The sequence below is a fragment of the Maribacter sp. genome (assembly GCF_039968975.1).
Lineage (GTDB): Bacteria > Bacteroidota > Bacteroidia > Flavobacteriales > Flavobacteriaceae > Maribacter.
The window spans coordinates 1-11612 of record NZ_JBDVOT010000058.1 but is presented as its reverse complement, the minus strand read 5'-3'; the positions used below and the strand labels follow the sequence as shown (position 1 = coordinate 11612).

The window sequence follows — 11612 nt, the reverse complement described above, 5'->3', positions numbered from 1 at the left end:
TAGTTGATAATGTGATGGATACTTTTTTAAGATTAAAAAATAATTTTATTAGATAATTCAAGACTAGTGTTTATCAGTAAACTTGCTTAGTTGAAAAATAAATTATAAGAGATTGAAAAGAGTACTATTAGTAGTGATTTTATTAATGTTGGTGTTTTTAGGGTTGACGTATTGGTCATTATCTAGCACTGATAAAACTTTTGATACCTGTGAGATTATTGGACTTTCTGATGTAGAGGAAATAGATTTTAAATCGTATGATTCGGTATTGGTTGCTGCAAGTACTTTATATGAGGGTAATAGTTTAAAAAATGTAATGCAGGGAGAGCAGTATAGAAAAGCATGGTCTACACCTGTAAAAGTTCCTATTTTATACTTAATTGATATTGACGATGATGTAAAGGTGTTGGAAGAAGGGGGCGGAAAACAGACACATTCTTTAAAAGTTCAGAGAGGTGATGGTACTTTAATGACTTTACGTAGTGTTTCTAAAGATCCCTCGCCTTTAGTGCCAAAAGTGGCTAAGACATTGGGTATAGAAAATATAATTGTCGACGGTATTTCTGCTCAACATCCTTATGCGGCATTGGTAGTAGCAAAACTATCTGAGAAAGTAAAAATCCTTAATACCAGACCCAAGGTCGTATTCGTACCAAAACATAAGCAGTTATCTAGTTATAATGACAAATATGGGAATAGACTATTTCTTTTGGAGTATGAAACAAAGGGTAATGCAAAGTGGTTAGGACTTAAAAATGTAGATTCATTAGTGGACACTGATAATTTGCAAGAACTGAAAATAAACAATACTAGCAAGATTGGTATTGATGAAAAGTCTCTAGTTAAAGCACGTTTATTTGATTTGTTGATAGGTGATTGGGATCGTCATGCCAAACAATGGGGGTGGGCAATTGAGAATATTGGCGATTCTATAAATGCAATTCCATTACCATGTGATAGAGATAATGCTTTTTTTAATCTAGAAGGTGTTTTGCCTACTATAATTTCTAACAATGCATTTCTTCCGGAAGTGCAATCATTTGAAAAGGAAATTGATTTTTTATCAGGTCTCATTTCCCCATTTGATGTTTATTTTATGCGAGATATTCCGCCATCTGTATTTGAACAAGAAGCGAAGAAATTACAGCAATTATTAACTGATGAAGTTATTGAATCATCTTTCTCTGTTTGGCCTGAAGATATATTTGAACTGGATGGAGAAGAGCTTATTACCAAAATCAAAAGCAGAAGAAATAATCTAGTAAACTATGCAAAACTGTATCAACAAGAATTGGTTAAAAGTAAAAAATTGACCAAAGCTTTAAAAGGGTCTGAAGATGTGAAAATGACCAAAGCGCAAATGGCATGTTTTAATTGTGTGATAGATTAGTCTACGCTTAGCATTTTATAATCAATAAACTTAAAGTTATGATGGATATTACAGTAATAAAAGCAGAAAAATATATAAAGAACTTGTTATCGGAACAGATGAACAAAAACTTTCTATTTCATAGTCAAAGTTATGCTAGTAAAACTGTAACAAAAGCAAACGAGGTACTAGAATCATCAACAAATGAAGATATTGATATCAATAGCGTGCTATTAGCTTCATGGTTTCTTTATGCTGGGTTTTCAATAGATTATGATAATCATGTTCAAGAGAGTGTGTATTTGGCCACAAGCTTTTTACAAGAAAATAATTGTCCACAGGATAAAATTACTTTTGTAGTTCAATTAATAGAGAGTGCATGGAAAAACGATAAGCCTAAAAATGAGGCAGAAGCCATTGTAAAAGATGTTTGTACGTGGTTTTATTCATCAGAAGATTTTGAAGAAATGCTTCAGTTATTGCGGTTAGAGTTAGAAAATTTCAATGAAACCAATCCTGATTTAGATACATGGAGGCTAAACTATCTTGAAAAACTTAGAATAGAGCATCGATATTATACTGACTTTGCCAAGGGAAATTGGCAAGAGCATAAAGAGGAAAATATTCTAAAGCTAATATCGAGGTTACAGAAAGCTGAAAAGACAGAAAAGAAAGAAATATTAAAAGCTAAATTAAAAGATGAGAGTCCGCAACGGGCTATTCAATCCTTATACCGTATAGAGCTTAGAAATCATATTAAATTGAGTGATATAGCAGATACCAAAGCAAACATTCTATTGTCGGTCAATGCAATAATTATTTCGTTATTGTTAGCTAATCTTATACCAAAATTAGATACACCATCAAATTCATATCTTATTTATCCAACGGTAATTTTTGTTCTCTTTAGTATAGCTTCAATGATTATGTCGGTGCTGGCAACAAGACCAAAAGTGGATAATACAGATGTGGTAGAAGAAGACATTAAGAAGAAGGATACCAATTTCTTATTCTTTGGAAATTTTCATGCTATGGAGTTGGGTGACTTTAAATCCAAATTAAGAGATATTATAAAAAGCAAAGAATCTATCTATGACTCTTTAAGTATGGATTTATACTATCTAGGTAAAGTATTGCAAGAGAAGTATAGGTTGTTACGCTGGACGTATACAGTATTTATTATAGGTGTAATATTATCAGTTATTGCATTTGGATTTGCATTAAAATACTACGGTATGGAAGATGAACTTTTAGATGCTGTAACGCCTGTGCCGAAATAGTTGATTGGTTATTAATTAAACCAGACCGCATACTTTTTACGTCTAAGTTCAAGTGCTAACTGCTCTTCCATTTTTAGAGCTTCTGTTCTTGATTTAATAGGGTCTATATGATTGAAAAGACTGCCACGTAAATATAAACCGTATTTCTGTACAATTGTAGAAGAAAGTTTATGTCCTTTTTTACTTAATGTGCCGTTCTTATGCTGATCAAAACGTTCCTTTGGTGTTTTGCTGGTCATACCAACATATAGGCATTCCAATACTCCATTGAATTGTGGGTTAGCTTCCCGAAATTTTCTGTTCTCGGAAAACACTTTTTTAGATAATTCAATAACGTAAATAGAATACATATGAAGCAGTATGAAAAATAGACTTTAATATATTTTTATTGATTTAGGCTATTCTTCGGTAATCTCAATTCCTTCTGTGGTAAAAGAAAAAGCTTGCGCACCTAAGCCACCAACCATCACTGCTTGAAACAACGGTTTTAATTGTTTTTTGGAGTACCAGTCAATTAAGAAATTAGCACCACTACCACCAGAGGTATCTTGTTGTTCAATAACATAATCAATAGATTCCATTGGGGTAAGGTAAATAGGGGAGTCTATATAGCTTCTGACCAAGTCGCCTTCCGTATTGTAATAATCAATTTTACTAACGAATAAACTATCTTTTAAGCTGGTATTTCTAATGCTCAAAGTAGCGGTAAGTAGAGTTCTTGAATCTCTTGTCTGATTATAGATATCAGAATATATAGGAACATATACCTCTCTGGTAAGAGAATCGTTTAAAGTAGCATTTGCCTTTCTGTCTAAAGTGTGGTTATCAAGTATTTCTACAGGAACTTCTTCTTTAGATGTTTGCTTACAAGATAGTATTGTAGTGGCGAAAACAGCTATAAGGCAAATGCTACTAAAAGATATATTTAATTTTCTCAATTGATATTGTTTAATCTTCCCATTCTGTATGAAAAATACCTTCACGGTCTAAACGCTCATACGTATGAGAACCAAAGTAATCTCTTTGCGCTTGAATAAGGTTCAAAGGCAATTTGCTAGAAGTATAGGCATCAAAATAAGTAAGTGAATTGGATAAACCAGGTAACGGAATTCCATTTTTCGCACCAAATGCTACTAGCTCTCTTGCCGCATCAACAGTTTCTTTTACTTTATCTACAAAATTTGGTGAAAGCAACAGATTAGGTAGTGTTGGTTCAGCTTTGAAAGCCTCAGTAATATCTGCTAATAAGCCAGCACGAATAATACAGCCTGCTCTCCATATTTTGGCAATTTCAGAAATGTCTAAGTCGTAACCATATTCCCTAGAGGCATCTGCTAATTGATGTAAACCTTGAGAGTATGTAATTATAAATGAGAAGTACAATGCCTTTTCCGTTAAGGCTTCTAGCTTCTCTTTGTCCATATGGGCTACTGTTGGTCTATCATATAGGGCATCGGCTTTAATTCTTTCGTCTTTTAGTGCAGAAAGTTCACGCATACTCACGGCAACATCTATAGAAGGAACAGGAATACCTAAATCCATCGCATTTTGACTTGTCCATTTACCGGTACCTTTTTGTTTTGCCTTATCTAAGATTTGATCAACTAATCTCCCTTTTACCAAATCATCTTCTTGTTCAAAAATTTCAGAAGTTATTTCAACTAAAAAAGATTGTAACCTTCCTGAGTTCCATTTTGCAAAAGTGCTGTGTAACTCATCATTATCATAATCTCCTCCTTTTTTAAGAACATCATAGATTTCAGAAGTTAATTGCATTAATCCATATTCTATACCGTTATGAACCATTTTCACGTAGTTTCCGGCAGATTTTGGACCTAAATATGCAACACAAGGTTCGCCTTTATATTTAGCCGATACAGCTTCGAAAATTGGTTTAATATGTTCGTAGGCAGATTTTGATCCACCCGGCATAATGCTAGGTCCTTTACGTGCACCTTTAGCGCCACCAGAAACACCTGCGCCAAAAAAGTTGATACCTTTCTCTTGTAAATAAGCTTCTCTTCTGTCAGTATCTGTAAAGAAAGAGTTTCCTCCATCAATAATTATATCCCCTTCATCAATATGTGGTAATAAGGATTCTATTACGCCATCTACAATTTTACCAGCAGGAACCAAAAGCATAATTTTACGTGGTTGCTTAAGGTTTTTTACAAACGTTTTTATGTTGCTAGAGGCACTTACTTTATCTAAATCTCCTCCTAAAGTCTTTAAAGCCTCTACTTTTTCGTCATCTAAATCATATCCATAGGCAGAAAATCCGTTATCGGCTACATTAAGGATAAAATTTTGTCCCATTACTCCAAGACCTACTAAACCAAAATCGTACATAAATTGAATGTTTTATAATTAGAATACATTATAATGTTACAATTTTTAATTATTTATTGTTTGTAACATAATGTGAATCAAAAATAATTTAAAATATTGACTTTAAATCCAAATTGTATCTTAATAACGCCCGATAATGGCTTAGTTTTTAAGATATTTGAAGAATAAAGAATATCAACCTATAATGAAAAAGACAGAAAATCAAATGCTCGTAATTTTTGGGGCATCTGGAGATTTAACGGCAAGAAAACTTATACCAGCTATATTCAATTTATATAAGGGAAATGAGTTACCTGATAATTTTGTGGTGTTGGGTGTGAGTAGGAGTGATTTAGGCGATTTACAATTTAGAAGTAAGGTAGTTTTAGAAAGCCCTTATTTAGAGAAAGAACGAGAAGAGTTTGATAATGATTTCATTGAAAAGTTCGCAAATAAACTTTTTTACGAAGATTTAGGTTCTGATTATGATACATCATATGAGCGTTTAGAAAAGCGTATTTCAGATTTAGATCAGAAATACGGTACGGACGGCAACCATATGTTCTACTTATCTACACCGCCAAGTCTATATCAGCCAATTGCAAAAAATTTATCTGACCAAGGTTTAAATAATGAAAAAAATGGTTGGAGAAGGTTGATTGTTGAGAAGCCATTTGGTTATAGTCTAGATTCTGCCAAAGAATTAAATGACGGTTTACATACTTATTTTAAAGAAGGTCAAATATTCAGAATAGATCATTACTTAGGTAAGGAAACAGTTCAGAATTTATTGGTAACACGTTTTGCCAATAGTATTTTTGAGCCACTTTGGAACAGGAACTATATTCATCATGTAGAGATTACCAATGCAGAAAGTGTTGGTGTTGAAAAAAGAGGTGGGTATTATGATAAATCTGGAGCATTGAGAGATATGTTTCAGAGTCATTTGCTACAGATAGTTGCGTTAATTGTAATGGAGCCTCCTTTAAGTGCAGATGCAGAAGAAATTCGTAATGAAAAGCTGAAAGCATTGAAGTCGCTTAGAATTATGAATGACGAGAAAACACTTTTTGAAAATACAATCAGAGCACAATATGTATCTTCTAAAATTGACGGGCAAGAAGTAAAAGGATATAGAGAAGAGGAGGGGGTTGATAAAAACTCAACAACAGAAACCTTTGCTGCAGTTAAATTCTTTGTTGATAACTGGCGTTGGGCAGATGTTCCTTTTTACGTGAGAACGGCAAAACGTATGCCTACAAAAGTAACAGAGGTAGTTATACATTTTAAAACTCCGCATCATCAAATTTTTAAGGAATCTGGAATTAATAACAAGGATAACAAATTAGTTATTCGAATTCAGCCAGATGAAGGTATTCTAATCAAATTTGGTGTAAAAGTACCGGGACAAGGATTTGAGGTAGAACGTGCAAATATGGATTTCTATTACTCTAGTTTATCAGAGACAAATGTTATGGAAGCCTATGAGCGTCTATTATTAGATGCAATGCAAGGTGATGCTACATTATATGCAAGAGCAGACGAAGTTGAAGCGGCATGGGCTTTTGTAGATCCAATTCTTGAATATTGGAATAGTAGCAAAGATGTTAAAATGTACGGTTATGCAGCCGGTGTTTGGGGTCCAGAAAATGCCAATGAGCTTATTGAAGGTGTTGGGGAATGGAGAAACCCTAGTGAAAACTTGGCAGATGAATCTGGCTATTGTGTTATTTGCTAATTAGTAGTCGTTACAATTAAAGTAAAAGTAAGAATGGAATTAAAAGTTTATCAAAATAAAGTAAAGGTTGCAGAAGAGTTTTCTAAGTATTTAATTGAAAAATCAGGTACTCAAAAAGCTTTTCATATAGCCTTGTCTGGCGGTAGTACCCCTAAAATTGTATTTGATGTCCTCGCAAAGGAATTTTCTGGTGATGTAGATTGGAAAAACATCCATTTATACTGGGGAGATGAAAGATGTGTAGCACCTACCGATGATGAGAGTAACTATAAAATGACGGTAGAACACCTAATTTCTAAAGTAGATATACCAGAAGAGAATATTCATAGAATTAAAGGTGAAGATGACCCAAAAACCGAAGCCAAACGTTATGGTGAGTTGCTAGATAAAGAGTTGCCAAAAGAATTAGGTTTACCTCAATTTGATTTAGTGATACTTGGTATGGGAGATGATGGGCACACGGCATCAATTTTTCCTCATGAAATTAATCTTTGGGTTTCTCCAGATAATTGTGAGGTTGCTATACACCCAGAATCGGGTCAAAGACGTGTTTCGCTTACGGGTAGAATAATAAATAATGCCAAAACTGTTGCTTTCTTGGTAACAGGTGAGACTAAGGCAGAAAAAGTGAAAATAATAGTGGATAGGGAAGAAGGATATTTAGAATATCCTGCAAGTCACGTAGCACCTAAAACAAAAGACTTGGTCTGGTTTTTAGATGCTGCCGCAGCAAAGCTTCTTACTTCATTTCAATCTTAATATTTTCAGATTGCAATTCTTTAATGTATTCTTCTGAATTAAAGGTTTTGGATTCAAATTTAGTGTCTCTTTCTTGAGCCTCTAATTTGCGGTATTTGCTACGTGCAAATCTTCTAATACCTTGGTCGTCAGAAATAATTAAACCTGGTACGGGAACATTTTTACCATCTGTTCCCTTAGCCACCATGGTAAAGTAAGATGAGTTACAGTGTTTTTTAGTGCCAGATGTAATATTCTCTGATTCAACACGAACACCAACTACCATAGAAGTTCTACCTGTATAGTTTATACTTGCTTTTAAGGTCACTAGTTCGCCAACTTCAATAGGATTTAGAAAGTTTACACGGTTAACCGATGCTGTTACGCAATATTGTTGAGAGTGTTTAGATGCACATGCAAAAGCAATTTGATCCATTAAGTTTAATATATGACCACCATGCACTTTTCCTCCAAAGTTTGAGTGAGAAGGTAGCATCAACTCAGTAATGGAAACTCTAGACTCCCTTACACTTTTAAATTTTTCCATAGTCTTTGTGTTTCTTTTTTAATTTCTAAAATGTGGTGATTTTTCTGCGTGTACCTCAGTTACAAAGTATTTAGTGTCACCCAGCCAAAAGAAGGTGGTGTAGCGTTCTACATAACTCACTTTCACGTACTGACCTTGATATTCCTGTAATTTATCAATGACTTCTTGGTCTTTATCCAATACTGAGAAAGAGAATATTTGAGCACCTGAAATACCTTGACTTATTTCTCCTTCCCAAGTTTTTACTATTACGCCCTTGTGGCTTATTTTTATAAGTTCTCCTGATCTAACGCCTTTACTAAAAGTAACAAAATAAATGAAGGCATAATAAAGCGCGCCAATAACGACTACGCTTAATAACAGTAATGATATTATTTTTTTCATGTGTTTAGTTTAATATTTAATGGTTGGTTTTACAATTTTAATTTAGGTTCTTCTTCAAAATCATCATCATCAAGTGCTCTGTTTATAAGTGATTCAGGGATTGATTTTTTCGCTTTCGCACCCATTTTTTTAAGTTTTTCAATACTAGTGATAATATTTCCACGACCCTCAACTAGTTTGTTCATTGCGCCACGGTATTCATCTTTAGCGTCGTCCATTTTTTTACCTACTTTCATGAGGTCGCTAACAAAGCCTTCAAACTTATCATAAAGTGCACCTGCTTGTCGTGCTATTTCAATGGCATTTCTTTGTTGTTTTTCGTTATTCCACATGCTATCAATGGTGCGTAAGGTAGCAAGAAGAGTTGAAGGAGTAACAATAATAATATTTTGCTCAAAAGCTTTATTGTACAAAGAGTTGTCTTGATTTATAGCAATTGCAAAAGCAGGTTCAATAGGAACGAACATTAAAACAAAATCAGGACTCTCCATTTCATACAAATCTTCATACTTCTTGGCAGATAATTGATCTACGTGTCTTCTTAACGAGTTAATATGGTCTTTTATAAACTTTTCTCTAAGTTCATCTTCGGCATTTACATAACGTTCGTAATCGGTTAAAGAAACCTTAGAGTCAACTACCATTTTTTTACCATCAGGTAAGTTTATGATAACATCTGGTAGTACTCGGCTACCATCTTCACGAGTAAAACTTTGCTGAACGGTGTATTCTCTATCTTTCTCTAAACCTGATTTTTCTAATACGCGCTCCAAAACCAGCTCGCCCCAATTACCCTGCATTTTACTATCACCTTTTAGGGCTTTTGTTAAATTTTCTGCCTCTTGGGTAATTTTTATATTTTGGGTTTGTAGATTTAATAATTGTTCTTTTAAAGCCGAATGAATGCTAATGTTTTCTTTCTGACTTTCTTCAACTTTCTTTTCAAAAAGAAGTATTTTTTCATTTAACGGAGTAAGAATATTTTTAATGTTCTTCTCATTACGTTCGGTAAATTTTAAACTTTTTTCTTCTAATATTTTATTGGCAAGATTTTCAAACTCTTTCGTGAATTTTTCTTGAAGCTTTTCTACTTCTTCTTTCTGTTCTCTATTCTTTTGCTGTAAATTTTCTAAGTCTGCTTGGTAGCGAACAATCTGATTGCCTAATTGTTCTTTATCTGACTGTAGCTGTGATTTATGATTCTCACTCGCTTTTAATCGATCTTGAAAAACAGAAAGATTATTAAGCATTTGCTGCTCTCTTTCTTCTAAAGTGCTTTGACGAGATTTTGTTTTTAGAAGCTGAATATAGTTACCCAAAAAATATCCAATGGCAAGACAAAGGATAGCAATGATCAAATAAATATAAATTTCGTTCATTATTGAATTAGAGTAATCTGGTAAAGATACTTGATTGGGTAGTAAAGTTTAAATGAGCCGGTCTGTTTTTAATTAACATACCTAATTGAATATCTTATAAATGTAGAAATATCTATTTATTTATTCTAAAAGAGCCTGTCTTGGCATCAAAAGAAATGGTGTCGGCAGGGAAGAGGGTGTCAAAATTATTGTTCTCGATTAATTTACATGGCTCATTGAATGCATTCTCTTTTCCGTCTAAAATAAGTATCTTATCACATAGCTGAATAGCAAGTTCAATTTCATGACTAGTGAACAATATCACTTTATTTGTTTTGCGCGCAATAGATTTCAGTAGTTTTAAAATCTGAACCTTATGGTACAGGTCTAAGTGAGTGGTTGGTTCATCTAATAATATGATATCGGTATCTTGAATTAAAGCTCTTGCTACAAGTACCCGTTGTAATTGTCCATCACTCAACTGAAAACACTTTTTATCTAAGAAAGGTTTCAATTCTAAAATGTCAATACTATTATTTATGATAGAAATATCTTTATCGGCTAATTTACCTAGCCAATTTGTGTATGGTTGTCTGCCTAGAGCCAGTAGCTCATAAACAGATAAATTTTTAGATGCAATTGGTTCTGTAAGAACAACACTAATTTTAGATGCTATTTGTAATTCGTTATAGGTAGATAATTCTTTTCCTTCAATTGTTATTGAGCCAGAAATTTTTGGCTGAAAATTACCTAAGGTTTTTAACAATGTAGATTTTCCTATTCCGTTAATACCAACAATAGCCGCAAGTTCTCCTTTATTTAATTCAAACGAAATATTAGACACAACAATTTTATCATCATACCCAACGGATAAATTGTTAATAGAAAGGGTGCTATGTGCTATGTTTTTAGTGATGATGTCAGTTTAAAATTAAAATATCATTTTTCTTTTACGAACCAATAGCCAAATTACGACCGGAGCTCCAAAAATACTAGTAATGGCATTTATTGGTAAGACACTAACTGAGCCTGGCAATTGCGCAATAGTGTCACAGAGCAGCATTAAAATGGCACCACAGCAAAGTACTGCGGGAATTTGAACTTTATGATCTGTGGTATGAAATAGTTGTTTGGTAATATGCGGCACAGCTAGGCCAACAAAGGCTATTGGACCGGCAAATGCAGTTATAGATCCCGCAAGTAGACCAGTGGCGACTATAATAAAGTACCGCGATTTTTGTAGACCAATGCCTAAACTCTTGGCGTAATTTTCACCAAGTAAAAAAGCGTTTAATGGTTTAATGGATATGATGCTAAGAAAAACACCTGTTATTGTGCATATAGCGACTATAAGTAATTGCACCCAAGATAAATTACCTAAGCTGCCAAAAGACCAAAATATATACTGTTGTAATTTTTCAGCCTTAGAAAAATAAGAAAGTACACTTACAATGGCAGCAGTAATACTCCCGAACATGAGCCCTATAATCAGTAGTGCCATGGTGTCTTTTACTCTTGCTGCTACAACAAGAACTAAAGATAATACCAAAAAAGAACCAAGGCTAGATGCTATAGCTAGTGTAATATCATTAAATGTAGAAAAAGTGAACGCACCGGAAAATAGCGATGTTCCCATGATTAAGAGCGCTGCACCTAAACTTGCGCCAGAACTAATACCAAGTACGTAAGGACCTGCCAAGGGGTTTCTGAATAATGTCTGCATTAGTAATCCGCTCAAGGACAATCCGCCACCGACTAAAATTGCGGTTATTGCTTTTGGCAGTCTATATTCCCGAACAATGTAATAAGTAGAATTTTCAGTAGCTGTTCCAAACAAAGCTTTTAAGGTTTCAAGGACTGAAATGTTTAC

General features: G+C 33.8%; 12 protein-coding genes. 4 read left to right on the top strand and 8 right to left on the bottom strand.

All coding sequences use genetic code 11. The annotated features are described in order from the left end of the window. Positions 1 to 112 precede the first annotated feature (112 nt). Positions 113 to 1390, top strand: coding sequence for a hypothetical protein (locus tag ABJI11_RS03890; RefSeq protein WP_348349601.1), 1278 nt, complete (start codon positions 113 to 115; stop codon positions 1388 to 1390). Positions 1391 to 1428: 38 nt separating this feature from the next. Beyond that, on the top strand, positions 1429 to 2649 hold the full coding sequence (locus ABJI11_RS03885) for a Pycsar system effector family protein (RefSeq protein ID WP_348349599.1): 1221 nt from the start codon (positions 1429 to 1431) through the stop codon (positions 2647 to 2649). Positions 2650 to 2660: 11 nt separating this feature from the next. On the opposite strand, the gene ABJI11_RS03880 is transcribed toward ABJI11_RS03885, so the two are convergent. Genes ABJI11_RS03880 through gndA form a run of 3 tightly spaced genes read right to left on the bottom strand, consistent with a single transcriptional unit; the run spans position 2661 to position 4998 of the window. Then, complete coding sequence (locus ABJI11_RS03880) at positions 2661 to 2999, bottom strand: GIY-YIG nuclease family protein (protein ID WP_348349598.1); 339 nt, start codon at positions 2997 to 2999, stop codon at positions 2661 to 2663. Between the two features lie 48 nt (positions 3000 to 3047). After that, positions 3048 to 3587, bottom strand: coding sequence for a DUF3124 domain-containing protein (locus ABJI11_RS03875; protein ID WP_348349596.1), 540 nt, complete (start codon positions 3585 to 3587; stop codon positions 3048 to 3050). Between the two features lie 10 nt (positions 3588 to 3597). Continuing rightward, positions 3598 to 4998, bottom strand: a complete 1401-nt coding sequence (gene gndA, locus ABJI11_RS03870) for an NADP-dependent phosphogluconate dehydrogenase (RefSeq protein ID WP_348349594.1) — start codon at positions 4996 to 4998, stop codon at positions 3598 to 3600. A gap of 184 nt (positions 4999 to 5182) precedes the next feature. On the opposite strand from gndA, the gene zwf reads away from it, so the two are divergent. Both zwf and pgl read left to right on the top strand, forming a co-directional pair. Further along, positions 5183 to 6715, top strand: a complete 1533-nt coding sequence (zwf, locus tag ABJI11_RS03865) for a glucose-6-phosphate dehydrogenase (RefSeq protein WP_348349592.1) — start codon at positions 5183 to 5185, stop codon at positions 6713 to 6715. 33 nt (positions 6716 to 6748) lie between these two features. Then, on the top strand, positions 6749 to 7474 hold the full coding sequence (pgl, locus tag ABJI11_RS03860; RefSeq protein WP_348349590.1) for a 6-phosphogluconolactonase: 726 nt from the start codon (positions 6749 to 6751) through the stop codon (positions 7472 to 7474). Here the strand turns inward: pgl and ABJI11_RS03855 are convergent. The 5 genes from ABJI11_RS03855 to ABJI11_RS03835 form a co-directional block, all read right to left on the bottom strand. After that, entirely contained in the window at positions 7455 to 8000 is a 546-nt protein-coding gene (locus ABJI11_RS03855; protein WP_276492613.1) for an acyl-CoA thioesterase, read from the bottom strand. The two genes, pgl and ABJI11_RS03855, sit on opposite strands and share 20 nt — an antisense overlap. Positions 8001 to 8018: 18 nt before the next feature. Then, on the bottom strand, positions 8019 to 8384 hold the full coding sequence (locus ABJI11_RS03850; RefSeq protein ID WP_348349588.1) for a 6-phosphogluconate dehydrogenase: 366 nt from the start codon (positions 8382 to 8384) through the stop codon (positions 8019 to 8021). Positions 8385 to 8413: 29 nt separating this feature from the next. Beyond that, positions 8414 to 9763, bottom strand: coding sequence for a DNA recombination protein RmuC (gene rmuC / locus ABJI11_RS03845; protein ID WP_348349586.1), 1350 nt, complete (start codon positions 9761 to 9763; stop codon positions 8414 to 8416). Between the two features lie 112 nt (positions 9764 to 9875). Next, positions 9876 to 10586: an ABC transporter ATP-binding protein gene (locus ABJI11_RS03840; RefSeq protein ID WP_348349584.1), complete on the bottom strand. Its 711-nt coding sequence runs from the start codon at positions 10584 to 10586 to the stop codon at positions 9876 to 9878. An 87-nt stretch (positions 10587 to 10673) separates the two neighbouring features. Next, on the bottom strand, positions 10674 to 11612 hold a 939-nt coding region (locus ABJI11_RS03835), incomplete at its 5' end, for an iron ABC transporter permease (protein WP_348349582.1).

What these genes read in the sequence shown, in the direction of transcription:
- pgl (WP_348349590.1), top strand. Translation starts at nt 6,749, where the DNA reads ATGGAATTAAAAGTTTATCAAAATAAAGTAAAGGTTGCAGAAGAGTTT.
- ABJI11_RS03850 (WP_348349588.1), bottom strand. Translation starts at nt 8,384, where the DNA reads ATGAAAAAAATAATATCATTACTGTTATTAAGCGTAGTCGTTATTGGC.
- ABJI11_RS03880 (WP_348349598.1), bottom strand. Translation starts at nt 2,999, where the DNA reads ATGTATTCTATTTACGTTATTGAATTATCTAAAAAAGTGTTTTCCGAG.
- zwf (WP_348349592.1), top strand. Translation starts at nt 5,183, where the DNA reads ATGAAAAAGACAGAAAATCAAATGCTCGTAATTTTTGGGGCATCTGGA.
- gndA (WP_348349594.1), bottom strand. Translation starts at nt 4,998, where the DNA reads ATGTACGATTTTGGTTTAGTAGGTCTTGGAGTAATGGGACAAAATTTT.
- ABJI11_RS03885 (WP_348349599.1), top strand. Translation starts at nt 1,429, where the DNA reads ATGATGGATATTACAGTAATAAAAGCAGAAAAATATATAAAGAACTTG.
- rmuC (WP_348349586.1), bottom strand. Translation starts at nt 9,763, where the DNA reads ATGAACGAAATTTATATTTATTTGATCATTGCTATCCTTTGTCTTGCC.
- ABJI11_RS03855 (WP_276492613.1), bottom strand. Translation starts at nt 8,000, where the DNA reads ATGGAAAAATTTAAAAGTGTAAGGGAGTCTAGAGTTTCCATTACTGAG.